The sequence below is a fragment of the Bacillus sp. SH5-2 genome (genome assembly GCF_008368905.1).
In the GTDB taxonomy this organism is placed as follows: domain Bacteria; phylum Bacillota; class Bacilli; order Bacillales; family Bacillaceae_G; genus Bacillus_A; species Bacillus_A luti.
Genome location: NZ_QOSD01000019.1, coordinates 82713 through 100149, shown reverse-complemented (window position 1 = coordinate 100149; position 17437 = coordinate 82713). Strand labels below are relative to the sequence as shown.

Below are 17437 nucleotides of genomic sequence, written 5' to 3'. Positions count from 1 at the left end.
TATATTTACAGACCTATATTTTGTTTCAAACCATGATAACTCCCTGCATTTACAAAACCTTCACTTATAAGAGTGATAAAAGTTTCCGAAAAACCATAATGACTTAAATCTTTAATCGGCACCATTTGCACATCATGAATCGGATTATGATCAAACTCGTTAGAAGGTAGCGTAACTTCACCTTCAATCCTTTTAAGTAAAAACGTTATATGTAATAAAGATGGACTGGCATCCGGTTTATCACAAACATAGAGTAACTTCTGAATGTTAACTTCTAGTCCTGTTTCTTCTCTCATTTCTCGAATCATCGCTTCTTCTAACGTTTCACCATTCTCTACCCTTCCCCCAGGTAAAGACCAATTGCGATTAGCAACCTTTTGCTTTACTAACAAAATCTTTTCATCTTCAATTAAAATTCCAGTAACGCGAACTTGCATTACACTTTCCATATGAAATCTCTCCTCTTATTATATTTACAAATTAATCCTTCCACAAAAGGAACATACATTTTATAATTAAAGAAAATTATGGAAGAAAGAAGTTGTTACATTCATGCGTCCACCTTTAACAAAAACTATTTCTCTTGAAGATTTCCAAAACTATTATTGGTTAAAAGCTGAACTGCAAACATTTTGTCGTGAGCATGATTTGCCAGCTAGCGGCTCTAAGATCGAAATAACCGAGCGTATCTCCCATTATTTACATACTGGTAAAATATTAAAAAACAGCTCCGGTCAAAAGGTGAGTAAAGCCCCCCTATCCTATAAAGACCTTTCCCTTCAAACTGTTATTACTAACAATCACCGCTGTAGCGAAGATGTTCGTGCTTTTTTCAAAGAAAAAACCGGAGCAAACTTCCGCTTTACAGTAGCTCTTCAAAAGTTTTTTAAAGAGAATATTGGAAAAACATATGAAGACGCGATAACGTTTTGGTATGAAGAAAACGAACGAAAAAAAGACCCTACATATAAAACAACTATCAGCGCGCAGTTTGAATACAATCGCTTTACTCGCGACTTTTTCGAAGATCCAAATAACAAAGGGAAATCAAAAGCTGATGCTATCGCTGCTTGGAACGAAATAAAAGCAAAGCCTGGTAGCAATGCTTATGTTCCTCAAAGAGTAGAAAACTAGTTCCTTTCTAGTTTTCTACTTTCTCAAATAATAGAGCAAGACCTATCCCGCCCCCTATTCCTAATGTCGCTATTCCATATTTCATACGCTCCCGTTTCGCCTGATAAAACAAGCGCGTTACAAGCATAGCTCCAGATGCACCGTACGGATGACCGAGTGCGATTGCACCACCATTTACATTTAATTTTTCGTATGGAATTTGTAACTCCTTTGCACAAGCTACAACTTTCGAAGCAAATGCTTCATTTATTTCAAAATAATCTATGTCCTCTACCTTTACGTTCATTTCATTTAATAATTTATTCACTGCAAATATTGGACCAGTTCCCGGAAGATTGGGATCCACTCCAACTACAGCACTACGAATGAAACGCAGAACAGGCTTGTATCCTAATTTTTGGGCTTGCCGCTCTTCCATTACAAGAACGGCACACGCTCCATCATTTACACCACACGAATTACCTGCCGTCACGGTTCCATTTTGTAAAAATGCAGGCTTTGTTCTCTTAATCATTCTTTCATACTTCATTTCTCGTTTTATAGCCTCGTCTAGAGATCCATTAAATGAAAGTATTTCATCTTGTAAATATCCATTTTCTAATGCTTGCAGTGTCCGTTTATAACTAAGGCAAGCGTACTCATCTTGCATTTCTCTCGTTATGTTATAACGCTCTGCAACATATTCAGCCGCTACTCCCATATCAGGATCACCAATTGTTTCAGGTGAAAACCGCGCTCTCTTTTGAAAAGGTGATGTACTTGTACTCTCTACTCCTCCAGCGATATAGTACTTACCTGCTCCCCCTTGAATGAGATGACACGCAGTACGAATCGCTTCCAATCCAGCACCACATTGCCGGTCAATCGTTACGCCAGGAATATGATAACCGAGCCCCGCCTCTAATGTAGACAGCCTTGCAATATTTCCTCCTGGCCCAACAACATTCCCTAATATGACATCATCTATTTCTCTCTCAATTCCTTTACTTAAAAATGTAAGAAGTGGCGTTGCTAATTGCTGAACTTCATAATCTTTTAATATCCCATTCTTCTTACCAATAGGTGTTCTTTTCGCCTCTACAATAACCGCTCTATTCATATATCTTCTCCCGGTTTTCAATCATACTTTTTGCTGCAATACGAGCGATTTTCCCGCTATTTGTATACGGTATTTCATCAACGAAATACCATTCTTTCGGTATTTTAAAAGAGGATAATCGTTGTAAGCAAAAACTTTTTAATTGTTGCTTCGTAGCACAGCCTTTTACGATAGCGACAGGCTTTTCACCCCAATAATTATCTTTCACACCAACTACAACAATTTCTTCAACAGCTGGATGTGTATATAACACACTTTCTATTTCTTCTGGATAAATATTGATTCCTCCAAATAAAATCATATTCTTCTCTCTGCCAACAATATATATATATCCTTCTTCATCTTGATAACCTACATCTCGCACTGTCATCCAGCCCTCAGTAGTCAACTCCTGGGCTACAACTCCATCTATTATGTATCCCATAAAAAACTGCTCACTTTTCACATAAATAGTTCCTACATCACCTATCTGTACGATTTCTCCTGCTTCATTACATATTCGAACTTGCACATTGTGACAAGGTTTTCCTACTGAATTTAGCTTTCTGCTCTCTTCATCGACTAGTGTTGTTACAAAACTAAGTTCAGATGCACCGTAAAATTCACATCTTTTCGCATAAGGAAATATACTCTTTATTTTTTCTTTCGCTTCAGCTTCCCACTTCGCTCCTGACGAAATTATTTTCATTTCATTTTCTATTACTCTATTTTCTTTATATAAAGATTCCAGCATTGTTGGTACGGTATACATGACCGAAATATTTTCAGTTACTAACGTATCTAACACTCTATTTGGAATAAATCTCCTCATAATATGTACGGTTTGTCCTATATATAATGCACTTATTGCACCGTATAAGAAAAGAGAGTGAACGAGCGTTCCAGCTATTAAAATAGAGTCTTCTTTTTTCATATGAAAGTCATGTATATTACAATTAAAACTATGAACCCACGATTGTTGCGCACGTAAAAATGCCTTTGCCTTTCCTGTTGATCCTGATGTAAATCCCATATAAAAAGGAGCATCTTGTAAACTTTCTAAAATGTGCTCTGTAGGAAGATAGTTTTCTATTATTTGTTTCCATTTTTCAATTTCAATTATTCTTCCTTCTTCATCGGAAATATCATTTAATTTATATCGTTCCGCAATAATCATATCTGAATTACTGATTACTAGTCTTTCCTTTAGCTCATCCTTTTTCCATTTTATATCTAATGGCACACAAACCCATCCGGCCATAGCAGCACCAGCAAATAGTTGTAAAAACTCTATACTATTTTCTAATACAATCGCTATCGTTTTATTCTTTGACTCTTTTTCATTCAACCAATTTGCTACTTTACACACTGACTCAAACCACTCTTTATATGTTAAAACTCGATCATTTTCCTTTATTGCTATTTTATTAGCTTGTGAAGAGACATGCTGTTTATATTCTTTTGTAATCCCCATTTGAGACGTCCTTTCTTTACAAAATAACAAAAAGAAACACGTAATTAACGTGTTTCTTCTCTTTCTTATCCCGCATTTGTATATTTCCCACTCTTTAGAGCAGGCGTAATAATATGTTTCAATGAACGATGTAATTTCGTTACAAGAATTGCTGCTATAATCGCTTTTATGCAATCACCTGGTAAAAATGCGACACTCACTTTCATCGTTTCCCATACAGAAATATCCATTACGAAAGCTTGCACAATGATACCAAATACATAAACTACGAAAATACCACCAATTATATTAATACATAATACTTTTATAATAGAAACTTCACGTAAACGCTCAATTAAATACCCAATGACAAACGCTCCAACAATATAACCAAGTAAATATCCTGCACTTGGCCCAACAAATACACCAAGGCCACCGCGTCCACCAGCAAGTAATGGTGCTCCCACTCCTACAATAAGTAAGAAAACAAGCTGACTTAATGCACCAAGACGTGATCCTAACAATCCACCAGCAAGCATGACACCGAGTGATTGTAATGTAATCGGAACTGGTGTAATAGAAAGAGCAATCGGAGGTATTAATCCTAACACTCCCATAATAGCACTAAATAAAGCGACGAAAACTAAGTTTTTTGTATTCATGTTTGCTTCTCCCATTTGTAAACTTAAATTAAAATTTAGATAACATATTACAAGAATTATATTATCTTTCAACCTTTTATTTGTCAACTTAGTTTTAACGAAAGTTTACAAATAAGGATTCAATTATTTCTCTTTATGCAAATGCTCTAACTCTTTCCGAAGCGCCTGTTTTAAAAACTTTCCAACAGATGTTTTCGGTATTTCTTCCATAAATACAATATCGTCTGGTAACCACCACTTCGCAAACTGTGGTTTTAAAAACTCATATATTTCCTCTTTTGTGACTGTACTATTTTTCTTTTGAACAACGCAGGCAACTGGTCGCTCTTGCCACTGCGGATGGGGAATTGCAACAACAGCCGCTTCAAATATAGCATCATGTGCCATTAAAGCATTTTCAAGATCCACTGAGGAAATCCATTCTCCTCCGCTTTTAATAACATCTTTCGTACGGTCAACAATTTTCACACAACCTTCCTCATCAACCGTAACAACATCTCCTGTATATAGCCAACCATCACGAAAACCTTCGACAGTACGCTCATCGTTATAATAGCTTTCAGCGATCCAGGGCGCTCGTAAACATAGCTCTCCCATCTCTGTACCGTCCCACTTCACTTCACCATTTGTACCGACCACCTTCATCTCTACACCGGGCACAAGATATCCTTGTTTTGAGCGAATTTCTAATTGATCTTCATACGATAATTCTGTGTCATAACTTTTTAAACGTGCAAGTGTTACGAGTGGGCTTGTTTCAGTCATTCCATATGCATGTATGAAAGGAACACTATGTTTCTGCTCAAATGCTTTAATAACACTTTTCGGCGCAGCTGCACCACCGCATAATATTCTCGTCATACTAGATAAATCGTAATTATTATTTTCTAACTCTTGTAATACACCGAGCCAAATTGTCGGCACACCCGCAGCTATCGTTACTTTTTCAGATTGAATCATTTCTAATAAAATTTTCGGATTAAACATCGGCCCTGGAAGAACTTGTTTTGATCCAAACCAAGTAGCCGCAAAAGGAAGTCCCCAAGCATTCACATGAAACATCGGTACAATTGCCATCGCCGCATCACTTTCCGATAAAGCAGCTGTATCAGCTAAACCGAGTGCCATACAGTGTAATACAGTACTACGATGCGTATATACAACACCTTTTGGGTTTCCTGTAGTCGCTGACGTATAGCACATACCAGCAGGTGTGTTTTCATCAATATCATTTACAAATTGGAAATTTGGGTCGCCTTCTTCTAAAAGTTTCTCATAATGATATACAGGCTGAAGTGTAGTTTTTGGGAGCTCAGCTTTATCAGTCATAACAATGTAGGCTTGTACAGTTGATAATTCGGATTGAATACTTTCAACGAGTGGTACGATATCTTCATCAATAAGTAGAATGCGATCTTCTGCATGCTGAATAATGTATGAAATATGTTGAGGAGATAAACGAATATTAATTGTGTGTAAAACGGAAGCAATACCAGGAATAGCAAAATACGCTTCCACATGTCGATGATGATTCCACGCTAACGTTCCTACACGTTCGCCTTCCTTAATCCCAAGCTTTTTTAACATACTAGAAAGTCTTCTTGTCCTTTCCCCTAGCTGCTTATACGTTAATGTCGTAACTGTATCATGTGTGCGAGAAACGATTTCTTTCTTCGGGAATAACTTTTCTGCTCTTTCCATCATAGAACTAATTGTTAGCGGTACATTCATCATCATATTGGTTACATCCTCCCTTTAAAGCGTTTTCATTTCCATATATTATAACAGACTTCAACAAATATTTACGATATTTTTCAGTATTTTCTGAATTATTTCTTTGGAAATAATTCAAATCAATAAAAACATGTTTTGAATACATTGATCCGAAACATGTTTTTTATTTTTTTATAAACTATCCACCTTTTTTCTTACTTTCTTTTTCAATTTAAAAATGAAACGATTACTATATTCTTTATTTTCTACTAAAATCCGATACGTCTCTAACACTCCTAAAACACGAACAAAAAGATAGAATCCAATAGCAATAAGTACAACACAGTAAGGGTAATACTGCACTAGCTCTCCTGAAGTAATTCGTTTCTTCTCAAATAAAAACGGTATTGCTCCTGCCGCTATGAAACAAAATCCAACAACCACTACTGCAGCATATTTCTTTTTAATAGTCGCATATCTTTTTGTCAATTCTTTTAGAAAGTTTTGATCAAATAGTAGTTCTTCTTTTTTTAATACATTGTATCGACTCTCTTCTATCGTTACAGGTACCATCATTGCTCCAATTCCAAAGACAGCAATGATAATGACAAGAAACGTAGACATTGTTACATCTTCTTTAAATAATAAATACGGTATTGTAGATAAAATGAGCAAACTAAATCCTAACGCAATATATTTAGAAATTTTTTGTCCATACACTATATACCCTTCTGCCATTTCCTTGCTTACGTAATAACCATTTTCCTTTTCGTTACTTTGTTCAGCATTTTCTTTTAATAAGTAATCAAGAGATACTTCGAATACATTTCCAATCATTATTAATTTTTCAGTTTCAGGAAACCCTTGACCATTTTCCCATTTACTAACCGCTTGCCTTGTCGTGTTTAATTTCTCAGCTAACGCTTCTTGAGAAAGGCCTTTTTCCTTTCTTAATTTAAACAGCTTTTCACCAAATCCCATATGTGTGTCCCCCTTCGTTTTCTTACCTAAATTGTATGTAAACATTGCCATTATCTCTATCTTCCTGCGGTTGCACTTTGTCAACTTACGGTTGCGATTGTGTTATTTAGTGGTTTTATAGACAATTTAGCTACTTTCCTTCTATGATTGTAGCGTTAATAAAACAATCCCCCTAATAACCAATTATAACAATTAAAGGTAATTATTATTACAAAAAGAAAAACTCCCTTATTCATTTAAAGGAGTTTTTAATGTCAACTATTTCATTGGTTCATGTATCTTTCCCTAGTTATACGATACCTTTTCGTATCACGATATTTACCTTTAACGAACAAATCATTTTGAAGCGTACATTCATACTCCATATTCAAACGTTTCATTAATCTTTCAGATGCTTCATTTTCCGAGTTACATCCTGCTTCAATACGATTAAGACGTAACTCATGAAAACCATAGTTAAAAAACGCTAATGCAGCCTCGGTAGCCAATCCTCTTCCCCAATATTTTCGTGATAAAGCGTATGCAATTTCTGCTTTATGTGCAGTTGAATCATACTTTATAAACCCACAAGTCCCTATAAGTTTTTGCTCCCCTTTTAACACTATGCCAAGGGGAGCTACTTGTTCTTTCTCGTACCCATTCACAATTCCTTCTATATATTCAGCTGTGTCATGTAACGATTGATGAGCATCCCATACAGTATATGTTGTTAGCTCTTTATCAGCAGCATACTCAAATATATGTAAACTATCACTTACATTAATTTTCCTTAATATAAGACGTTTCGTATACAACGTTGGATATGACCACTTCTCAATGATCATAACGGCTTCTGCTTAAATTTTTCATAATTCCGTACCTTTAATAAAAGGATATTTCCACAATCTGTACAAATATAAGCATCTACTGGTGAAGATGTAAACATCGTCTCCTTTTTCCGTATTTGTGCATATCCGACAAACTCACCTTCTCCTATGTTATGAGAACCACAATTAGAGCATGTCTGCACGTCTTTCTGTTTCATGAGAGCACCACCTTTAATCTGTTTCCACTCCCTTCGACAGTTCACTTCCATTTCCCTTCCAAAAAACTTCATATTCTCTTACATTTCAACAGGAATCTCAGAACAAACATCGTATATGTACTATGAAATATATTTACTGACGGAGGAATTATATGAGTACAATTATGACGCTCAATACAGCACAAGAAATAGAAAACGCAGAAATAAATATGCTTTCTTCTAGATTAGAGGCACTACAAGCGATAAAAGAAAATCCAATGCAAGTACAAATAAAACAATTCGGAAGTGCCACCGCCTTTTCATCAAAAGTAATTGCTGGTCCTGCTTTTAATACGATAAAAGGTATTACAAATACAGCTCAGATAGATGAAATCATCTCTTATTATCAATCACTACAAATCCCTTGTCGTTTTGAAATTACGCCAGCGCAAGGTACAGCTGAACTATTTCAATACTTATCTGAAAAAGGTTTTTATCAATCTAGCTTCCATACCGCTTTATATAGTACACCGCGAGAAGATCCGTCCCTTCTTCCTTCTAACGTTTCAGTACGCCAACTAAAAGAAAATGAGTTTGATGTTTTTGCAGACATATATGTACGTGGATTTAACATGCCATCCTTTACAAAAGATGGTGTGCGCCAAAATAACGAAATTCTCTACAATAAACCAGGATGGCATTTTTTCATAGCTGAAGTTCAAAACATTCCTGCGGGCATTGGTGTCCTGTATATAAATAAGAGTGTCGCATCATTAGCTGCTTCTGCTACTTTGCCAGAATTTCAGCGTAAAGGTTGTCACACTGCATTAATTCAAAAACGAATTGAGACAGCTATTGAATCCAATTGTAATTTAATAGTTGGGCAAGCAAGGTTTGGTAGCAGCAGTCAAAATAATATGGAACGTGCCCATATGAAGATCGCTTATACAAAATCAATCTGGACCGCAAAAGACATATAATTAACATTCTTTCTCTTCTCATTACAACTTTATACACTTTATGACAATTCCTTTTCAACTCTATTAATCATTTGAATATTCAAACTAAATTTGTTACGCTATTACTAGATACATCATTCAACTTGCAATATGAAAAGAGAATTCTAATCAAACTACAAGGAGGAGAAGTGTATGAGTAAGCATGATCATGGTTTAAAAGAAAAAGTAGAAGGTGCTATTGATAAGGTAAAAGGTGAAGTAAAGGAAGTTGTCGGGAAAGTAACAGACAATAAGAAATTACAAGCTGAAGGAAAATGGGATAAAATCAAAGGCACTGCTAAAGATACTGTCGGTAATGTAAAAGAAAAAGTTCATGAATATAAAGAGCATAAAGAGAATAGATAAAAGAGCGAGAAAAGAGAATTTGTATTTTATATTTACCCATAAAATCATTTTAAAACGACAAATAGATGCCTCAAGGCATCTATTTGTCTATAAACAACTATTTTAATTACCTAATCACTCAAGCTTTTCCTTACTAACATTTTCTAACATAATGCCTTTGCTACAGTAAAGGCTTACTTTGTGAAATTTGGTTTTAGGTCACCTGTATACGGTTCATGCTCAACAAAGATTTTTATATCTTTTCCATTCGCATCTTTCCCCATTCTTGTATACGTAAATTTATCTTTATTTAACTCTGTAAGTTCAAGGACTGCACCATATTTATTATTTCCTAACGACACGTGAGCTCTTATTTTATTACCATGTACAACATCAAAGAAACCATAGTCTCCACGACTTTCTCCTGTATTCACATTGAAAAACTCGTATTTATTTGTATTTTTATCGTATTTTGCTAGACTGATTAAGTTTGAGTTGTATTTTGTTACATTATTACCCTGTTCGTCTAATACCACCGTTCCGTTCCATAGTGTACTAGATAAAATTTCATCTCCATCAACGTTTGTAACTATTTTCCCCGTCGAGCTCTCTAAATTTTTATCAGGTCGCGTGAAAGACAGCTCTTTTTCATGATAAGGAACATGTTCAACAAATACTTCTACATCGTTCCCTTTTGTATCTTTCCCCATTCTTTTATATGTAAATTTCTCCTTGTCTAATTGCGTTAATTCAACAACCGCTTGATAATTTTGCGTTTCAGAAATTAACACTCTTTTCTTTCCATCGTTGGTTATAAAAAAGGTACCGATATCATTACGACTCTCCCCTGTATTTGCATTAAAAAATTCATACCTTGCCGTTTTAGTATCATATTTTGCAAGCCCGATGAAATTTTGATTTTCTTTCGTTAAATCGTTATGATCTTTGTCATAGACTTTTGTCCCTTGCCAATTTGTTTCACCAAGTATACTAGCTAGTTGTTGCCCCTGCGTCTGTTGGGTTTGCTCGGTTTCTTGTATTGCATTGTATAAAAATTGTGCGTACTGTTCACGCGTCACATCCATACTTGGAGCAAATTTCCCTTCTCCTACTCCTTTTGCAATATTATTTGTTTGAACAGCACTAATTGCATTTCTTGCCCATGAGTTCGTTGAAACGTCAGTAAAAGTGTGATCACTCTTTGCCTTTAAATGAAAAGCATTTGTAAGAACCTGTGCCATTTCTGCGCGTGTTAAGGATGCCTTCGGTCTAAAGTTTCCATGCTCGTCACCCGCAAAAACACCCATTTCTGTTAAAGACAAAATTTCCTTTATATAGCTTGTCGAATCTTCACTTACATCCCCATATGGGTTCTCATATTTTTTATTTTCTGATAAATCAAAATAACGATACATTAAAGCTGCAACTTGTTCGCGTGTTACGTTATCTCCAAAACCAAATCTCCCATCATCATAGCCGAAAATAATTTTCTCACCTGCTAATTGATGAATCGCCTCATATGCCCAGTGTCCCTTTGGAACATCTTTGAATACACCAGTATGATTCGTTTGTGATGTAACCTCCTCTGCTTTCACCTCTCCATTCGTTTCACTTAATAGGCTTCCACCTAAAACTGCTGATATGATACATGTTTTTAAAATTGTTTTATTCATAGCTTCCCAATCCCTTCCTTCATTTAACAAAGAATTACATCACTTATCTTCCAAAATAAGATTCTATGTGAGCAATTCATGTTTTAAATTTTGATTACAGCTAATTGATTACACCTCCAAGGTTCTTTTTCGTAATATCCATAGCTGTTATATATAGGAATTATAAATAGCAACTATAAATTGCCCATAAATAAATTATTAAAAAAAGATAAAATTAAGATAATATATTTTTAATCTCAATCTAAAAAAACGTTATTCTTTCTCATCTAGCTTGTTAAGAAAGAATAACGTTTTTTAATTCTAAGGTCCCTTTTAGGAAAAAGAAGTTTTATTTTATATTGTTGAGTGATAGTAAAGTCGCTTAAAAATTAATAAAATCATTTAAAAGATAATATAGTTCTTTAAAAAGATGATTTGAAATTAAATGTTTATTCCATTTTTTTGTTTATGTTATCATGATAAAAGAAAGAATATTCCGAAATGACAAACCGAAATTTGGGCAGAAAAGAGGAAAAGAAATTGAATATTGAGCAACAATTATATGATGTGGTGAAACATTTAATTGAACAAAGATATCCAAATGATTGGGGTGGAGCCGCAGCGATTCGTGTAGAAGATGGAACAATTTATACAAGTGTTGCTCCGGACGTAATAAATGCTTCAACAGAACTTTGTATGGAAACAGGTGCAATTTTAGAAGCTCACAAATTTCAAAAGAAAGTTACACATTCTATTTGTCTTGCACGAGAAAATGAGCATTCTGAATTAAAGGTACTCTCGCCTTGTGGTGTATGCCAAGAACGTTTATTTTATTGGGGACCAGAAGTACAGTGCGCGATTACAAATGCTAAACAAGATATTATTTTTAAACCTCTAAAAGAGCTGCAACCATATCATTGGACAGAAGCATATCATGATGAAATGGAAAAAGAATGGAGTACGAGATAGGAGTAATTTCTATTTTTTTCCTTCTGAAGACAAAAATTTTTCACGGCCTTTTCCAAATAAAACATCGGAAAAAGCCGTGACATAATACTTATTTTATAATTGACAGAAGACGACCAAAACTTTTCTTCTTACTTCCCTTCACTCTTCTCTAACACATACAAATCTTCTTCAATATTTGATAATTTTTCAGTTACAAGTTTTCTAGCATCTCCAATTGCTTGATTGTATGCCAAAGGCCCAATTAATTTAATCATTTCTTCTATTAAACGCTCTGCTTGGAAACGTCCGATTTCATCTAAATCTTCTTCCATGAAAAATTGCTGAATTTGTGCTACAAGCTCTTCTTTTTTATCATTTGGTATTTTTATATTCATCATCATTTGTTACTCCTCTATATTTAAGATAATACGTTTCTTAACTCTACCATAGAAAAGCGTTTTCCAGGACAGCTTTTTGTAACACCTTCTAGCTCCCTATGGCCGAGTACATTCCCTTTCTCTATAGCAAACTGCTTCATAAACATTTTACATAAAGAATATAATGCATTCATTTGTGCGATAGTTGGATCATATTTATCAAAATTACCCGCCATACATATTCCAATCGTATCCCTATTATTATCTTTCGCATGTGCTCCAATATGTAAACCTCGCCCTTCGACTACAGTTCCATCTTCTTCAATAAAATAATTGTAACCAATCCCGCTCCATCCCCTTACCTTTTGATGAAATTCATGTGTTTTATACACATCCCATCCATCTTCTGATGTATGGTGAATAATAAGCTTATTCACTCTTTCTAACGGAATTAATTCATCTTGAAACGTTAAATTTGCACATTTAATTTCCATATGAATTACCTCCTCTTAAAAATCAATCATTATAATTGTTTTATCGTCTGGTCTTATTTTATTTTCTCCTTCTAACTCTTCAATAATTTCTATATATTCGTTTATGCTATTATCTCTTATATATGCAACAGTTTGTTCGAGTGACCAATCTGGGTGAAATAGCCCGTCTGAACAAATAAAAATCCCGCTTACCTCATCTATATGTAATTCGCCCTGTTGTAAATAATGTATCGCTTCTTTCATTCCATTTGCAACTGAATAGCCATTTGGCATATTTGCAAGATAACGATTGTATTTTAACTGTTCTCGAACATCTTGAAAAACATGTTCTTCTGGTACTGATAAACCTTTTTCACGATCTTCTTCTCTTTTCTTTTTGGCTCGTTTACTAATTCCTTTAACAGTGTCTTTCGTTACTACTTGCATCGTTCCATTTCGAAGGATTGCGACAATCATACAGTCCCCTAGCTGCGCATATTCAATTTTCGTACCATCTATTTGAACCGCAGCAATACATGTGCACCACAAATCTTCTTTTTTTCCCGTATCAACCTTATATTCTAGCATCTTGCTTTGCAATACTTCATTTGCTTTCTCAACTGCAACTTGCAAACTATAATTTTCTCGTAATGAAGTAAAATAACTTGCAAATAAATGTGAAGCGATGTATGCTCCATTATGTCCCTTTTCATCTTGAAAAGGAACGAGTGGTGTTGCCCCGTCGCATACACCATAAATCATTTTATCTTCATTACAAAAATAAGAATCCTCACATTCTTGCTTCAACGGGCTTTTCTGTTGATATGTTTTTATCTTCACAACTGTATCCCCTTTCAAATGATGAAATACTCAAATTCTTTTGATTAATCTAATTTTCCAAAATAAACTGTTTTCCCCTAAAACTTTCAATATCATATATAATCTTGAAATAATATGAATTTTTTAGTGAAGGACGGGAAAGAAATGGTTAGATTTCTTGGTGTTATTATTGGTTCTATTATTATCGCAATTGCCTTTAATCTTTTCCTTATCCCCCACAAAATTTTAAGTAGTGGAATTGGCGGAATTGCTATTATTTTAGGGATTGTAACTCCTGTGAATACAGGTATTATTAACTTCGTATTAAACTTACCTATCCTTATTTTAGGATACATAGGTCTTGGAAAAAAAGTGATTTTTAACACTGTTATCTCTGTAATTGTATTATCTGTTGCATTATACTATGTTCCAGTAAAAGTCGTAGCAACAGATCCACTTTTATCATCTATCTTCGGAGGTGTCATTGCCGGAGCTGGTATCGGTCTTGTTTTTAATTGCAATGGATCAACTGGTGGATTTGATATTATCGGTATGTTACTATCCCGCAAGCGAGACATTAAACTTGGCGGATTCCTTATTGCTTTAAATGCAGTCGTTGTTGTTATTGCAGGATTCTTCTTCACTTGGGATGTTGCACTTACAAGCTTACTTTCAATTTATGTAACTGGTAAAGTAATCGATGCTGTTCATACAAAACATAGTAAAGTTACACTTATGATTGTAACAAATGAAGCAGAAAAAATGAAACAGCAGCTACTTTCAACCGTTGTACGTGGGATTACATTACTTGACGGAGAAGGTGCTTATTCAAGCGAGAAAAAGCGTGTACTTATGACAGTCGTTTCTCGTGAAGAATTAGCAAGTATGAAACTAACAATTTCTGAAATTGACCCAAATGCGTTCGTTAATATTACTGAAACTGTTGAAGTGTTAGGACTTTTCAGAAGAAGTTAAAGACTAGGCGGGAATCCACCTAGTCTTTATTTTGCATAAATTCAACTCGATTTCCAAATGGATCAGACACGTAAAATCTAATTACATCTGGCCGTGCATGATCATCAGTCACTTCGATACCTCGATCTATCAACAGTTGCTTAAATTCATTAATTTCATTCACATAAAAGGCGGGATGTGCCTTTTTAGCTGGTATAAAGTTTTGCTCCACACCAATATGGATTTCTTGATTCCCACACTTAAACCAACATCCACCACGCTTCTTTAATTCTTCTGGCTTCGGAATTTCTTCCATACCAATTGTATTACCATAAAATTCTCTCGCTTCTGTTTCACATCCTACAGGTGCAGCAACTTGCACATGGTCGATTCCTTGAATATAGTTTCTCATTTTCTCTCCCCCTCTTCTATTCTAATATTATAAGGAATACATGCTCCTGTAACTTACAAAAGATTTATAAAACAATATAAGATCCTCTTATTACCACCTTATACTCCTTTTACAAAAAAGAAAAAAACAAAATTTATTCTGCAACTTCCATTTTTTATAGAAATACACATTACATCTATATTATAGTTATTAATAGACAAATCTTTTTAGATGCTAGTTGTACGGAGGAAATATTATGAGTCATAAAAAATATTCATCTACACAAAAAAAACGTCCGCCTAATATATCTGGTCGTTTACGAAACCATATTCAAGATCGTTCTTTAGTAGAAATGTATGCCTCTCTTTTTGAACACAACCCTGATAGTATTATTTCATTGAACTTAGAAGGCGTTATTTTGCATATTAATCCTTCTGCTGAAAGAATACTAGGTTACTCTTCAGAAGAATTAGAGCGAAAAAACATTACCTCTATTTTAGAAGCTCATATTTCTGAACAAGTGCCACAATATTTAAAAAATACTACAGCTGACAATCAACAAGAGTATATCATCTCTATTTACCATAAAGACGGCTATTTATTAGATGTTGTAACAAAACTAGTTCCTACTTTTGTTCGCAATCGTCTAACAGGTGTATATGCGATTATGAAGCCCCTTGAAAAATCAGAAAGAATTGAGAAAATGTTAAAAGATAGCGAGAAGCGATTGCGTACATTGATGAATTCAATGCCTGCGTTTGTTATATTCAAAGATCATGAAGGTCGCTGGCTTGAAGCAAATGACTATGCACTTTCTTGCTTCAATTTCCACCATGTACCGTATCACGGAAAAAGGGATAGTGAACTCATTCAATATAATGAAGCGTACCGAGAAGCCTTTTTACACTGTGAAGAAGTAGATGAACTAGCATGGCAACAAAGACAAATTCTTCATGGAGAGGAATTCATTATACATAGAGATGATTTCGACCTAATCTTAAGTATATCAAAAGTTCCACTTTATCATCCCGACGGTTCTCGCAAAGGTCTTATCGTGATGGGCAGGGATGTTACTGAGCTAAAAGAAACCGAGAAGTTATTACGAAAATCAGAAAAACTCGCAGTAGTCGGACAACTGACAGCTGGAATTGCCCATGAAATTCGAAACCCACTCACTTCTCTTAAAGGTTTTTTAACATTGCTACTCCCTGAAATAAATGAGGACAATAAATGGTATGTCGATGTTATGTTAAGTGAGATTTCACAAATGGAATCTATCACAAGTCAATTTATGGCGATGTCGAAACCTCAAGTGTTATCTATACAAACTTGCAACATACAAACTTTAATTGAAGAGGTAGTCACATTTATTTTGCCAACTGCCATCATGCATAGCGTCCATATTATTATGGATCATTTTAAACATAAACATGACATTCAATGCGACGGTAATCAATTAAAACAAGTTTTTATTAACGTATTAAAAAACGCAATAGAAGCAATGCCAAATGGCGGAAATATTTTCATTCAAATCAAACCGTTAGACGATAATTTCATTGTAATTCGTATTATTGACGAAGGCTGTGGCATTCCAGAAGATCGCATCTCTCGTTTAGGCGAACCATTTTATAGTTTAAAAGAAAAAGGTACTGGACTAGGATTAATGATGTGCTACAAAATAATTGAAGAACATCATGGGAAATTACACATTTCAAGTGAAATAAATAAAGGTACTATCGTTGATATTCAATTACCACTTTCTTCATCTCATCTTGCAATCCAGTCTTAACTATACTAAAAGCATCTGCTAATCGTTAGCAGATGCTTCTTTTATTATTCATAGCTTATAGAATTATTTTATCATACCACTCTTTTGCTTTTTCCACTTCACCCATTGTTAATTGATGCCCTCTATTTTCCCAGTGCATTGTTACATTAGCATTTGCTGTTTCTAATAATGTCTTCAATTCCTCTGACTCAGAAGGTGAACAAATCGGATCATTTGTTCCAGCAGCAATAAATACAGATTTTTCTGCTAAATCAGGTAATTGTATCCCTCTTCTAGGTACCATCGGATGATGAAGTACAGCACCTTTTAACGCATTTTCATAATGGAACAATAAGCTCGCCGCAATATTTGCTCCATTTGAATAACCGATAGCAACAATGTTATTTCTATCGAATTCATATTCTTTAGCCGCTTCATCTAAAAATTCATTTAATTCCTTCGTACGGAAAATTAAATCCTCTTCATCAAAAATACCTTCTGCTAATCGGCGGAAGAAACGCGGCATCCCATTCTCTAACACATTTCCACGAACACTTAATACTGAAGCCTCCGGATCAATTATTTCTGCAAGTGGTAATAAATCTAATTCATTACCACCTGTACCATGAAGTAATAACAATACTGGTTTTGACGTATCTTTTCCTTTTTGAAAAACATGTTTCATCAT

At 34.7% G+C, this 17437-nt stretch carries 20 protein-coding genes; 6 read left to right on the top strand and 14 right to left on the bottom strand.

The window, feature by feature from the left end; genetic code table 11:
- Positions 1-5: 5 nt before the first annotated feature.
- Entirely contained in the window at positions 6-449 is a 444-nt protein-coding gene (locus DN410_RS14665) for an NUDIX hydrolase (RefSeq protein WP_149177050.1), read from the bottom strand.
- A 103-nt stretch (positions 450-552) separates the two neighbouring features.
- On the opposite strand from DN410_RS14665, the gene DN410_RS14660 reads away from it, so the two are divergent.
- Positions 553-1134 (top strand): DUF6434 domain-containing protein, encoded by a 582-nt coding sequence (locus DN410_RS14660; RefSeq protein ID WP_149177049.1) that lies wholly within the window; start codon positions 553-555, stop codon positions 1132-1134.
- A 7-nt stretch (positions 1135-1141) separates the two neighbouring features.
- Here DN410_RS14660 and DN410_RS14655 read toward each other — a convergent pair whose 3' ends face one another.
- The 7 genes from DN410_RS14655 to DN410_RS14625 all read right to left on the bottom strand — a co-directional run bounded on the left by DN410_RS14655 (position 1142) and on the right by DN410_RS14625 (position 8045).
- Positions 1142-2233, bottom strand: a complete 1092-nt coding sequence (locus DN410_RS14655; RefSeq protein WP_149177048.1) for an acetyl-CoA C-acyltransferase — start codon at positions 2231-2233, stop codon at positions 1142-1144.
- A complete protein-coding gene (locus tag DN410_RS14650; protein ID WP_149177047.1) occupies positions 2226-3686 on the bottom strand; it encodes an acyl-CoA synthetase in 1461 nt (486 codons plus the stop codon). Before DN410_RS14650 ends, DN410_RS14655 begins: the two co-directional genes overlap by 8 nt.
- Positions 3687-3751: 65 nt before the next feature.
- Positions 3752-4327: a biotin transporter BioY gene (locus DN410_RS14645; protein WP_149177046.1), complete on the bottom strand. Its 576-nt coding sequence runs from the start codon at positions 4325-4327 to the stop codon at positions 3752-3754.
- 123 nt (positions 4328-4450) lie between these two features.
- Complete coding sequence (locus DN410_RS14640) at positions 4451-6064, bottom strand: long-chain fatty acid--CoA ligase (protein ID WP_149177045.1); 1614 nt, start codon at positions 6062-6064, stop codon at positions 4451-4453.
- 168 nt (positions 6065-6232) lie between these two features.
- On the bottom strand, positions 6233-7021 hold the full coding sequence (locus DN410_RS14635; RefSeq protein ID WP_304519989.1) for a helix-turn-helix domain-containing protein: 789 nt from the start codon (positions 7019-7021) through the stop codon (positions 6233-6235).
- A gap of 263 nt (positions 7022-7284) precedes the next feature.
- On the bottom strand, positions 7285-7845 hold the full coding sequence (locus DN410_RS14630) for a GNAT family N-acetyltransferase (RefSeq protein WP_149177044.1): 561 nt from the start codon (positions 7843-7845) through the stop codon (positions 7285-7287).
- Complete coding sequence (locus DN410_RS14625; protein WP_071711348.1) at positions 7842-8045, bottom strand: hypothetical protein; 204 nt, start codon at positions 8043-8045, stop codon at positions 7842-7844. The genes DN410_RS14630 and DN410_RS14625 overlap by 4 nt, the downstream gene beginning before the upstream one ends.
- Positions 8046-8197: 152 nt before the next feature.
- On the opposite strand from DN410_RS14625, the gene DN410_RS14620 reads away from it, so the two are divergent.
- Together DN410_RS14620 and DN410_RS14615 are read left to right on the top strand one after the other, a co-directional pair.
- A complete protein-coding gene (locus DN410_RS14620) occupies positions 8198-9004 on the top strand; it encodes a GNAT family N-acetyltransferase (RefSeq protein WP_149177043.1) in 807 nt (268 codons plus the stop codon).
- A gap of 171 nt (positions 9005-9175) precedes the next feature.
- Entirely contained in the window at positions 9176-9388 is a 213-nt protein-coding gene (locus DN410_RS14615) for a CsbD family protein (protein WP_149177042.1), read from the top strand.
- Between the two features lie 173 nt (positions 9389-9561).
- Here the strand turns inward: DN410_RS14615 and DN410_RS14610 are convergent, their stop codons facing one another.
- A complete protein-coding gene (locus tag DN410_RS14610; protein WP_149177041.1) occupies positions 9562-11040 on the bottom strand; it encodes a DUF4822 domain-containing protein in 1479 nt (492 codons plus the stop codon).
- A gap of 519 nt (positions 11041-11559) precedes the next feature.
- Here DN410_RS14610 and DN410_RS14605 point away from each other — a divergent pair.
- Entirely contained in the window at positions 11560-11988 is a 429-nt protein-coding gene (locus DN410_RS14605) for a cytidine deaminase (protein WP_149177040.1), read from the top strand.
- A gap of 128 nt (positions 11989-12116) precedes the next feature.
- Here the strand turns inward: DN410_RS14605 and DN410_RS14600 are convergent, their stop codons facing one another.
- The 3 genes from DN410_RS14600 to DN410_RS14590 are packed head-to-tail and all read right to left on the bottom strand — an operon-like array spanning position 12117 to position 13675.
- Complete coding sequence (locus DN410_RS14600; protein WP_149177039.1) at positions 12117-12368, bottom strand: DUF2164 domain-containing protein; 252 nt, start codon at positions 12366-12368, stop codon at positions 12117-12119.
- A gap of 17 nt (positions 12369-12385) precedes the next feature.
- Positions 12386-12838 (bottom strand): peptidoglycan recognition protein family protein, encoded by a 453-nt coding sequence (locus DN410_RS14595; protein ID WP_149177038.1) that lies wholly within the window; start codon positions 12836-12838, stop codon positions 12386-12388.
- A 15-nt stretch (positions 12839-12853) separates the two neighbouring features.
- Positions 12854-13675 (bottom strand): protein phosphatase 2C domain-containing protein, encoded by an 822-nt coding sequence (locus tag DN410_RS14590; RefSeq protein WP_149177037.1) that lies wholly within the window; start codon positions 13673-13675, stop codon positions 12854-12856.
- A 96-nt stretch (positions 13676-13771) separates the two neighbouring features.
- Between DN410_RS14590 and DN410_RS14585 the strand changes: the two genes are divergently transcribed.
- Complete coding sequence (locus DN410_RS14585; RefSeq protein WP_149177036.1) at positions 13772-14611, top strand: YitT family protein; 840 nt, start codon at positions 13772-13774, stop codon at positions 14609-14611.
- A 19-nt stretch (positions 14612-14630) separates the two neighbouring features.
- Here DN410_RS14585 and DN410_RS14580 read toward each other — a convergent pair whose 3' ends face one another.
- Positions 14631-15002, bottom strand: coding sequence for a VOC family protein (locus tag DN410_RS14580; RefSeq protein WP_149177035.1), 372 nt, complete (start codon positions 15000-15002; stop codon positions 14631-14633).
- Positions 15003-15237: 235 nt separating this feature from the next.
- Between DN410_RS14580 and DN410_RS14570 the strand changes: the two genes are divergently transcribed.
- Complete coding sequence (locus DN410_RS14570; RefSeq protein WP_149177034.1) at positions 15238-16770, top strand: BA3702 family sensor histidine kinase; 1533 nt, start codon at positions 15238-15240, stop codon at positions 16768-16770.
- Between the two features lie 55 nt (positions 16771-16825).
- Here DN410_RS14570 and DN410_RS14565 read toward each other — a convergent pair whose 3' ends face one another.
- Positions 16826-17437: an alpha/beta hydrolase gene (locus DN410_RS14565; RefSeq protein ID WP_149177033.1), complete on the bottom strand. Its 612-nt coding sequence runs from the start codon at positions 17435-17437 to the stop codon at positions 16826-16828.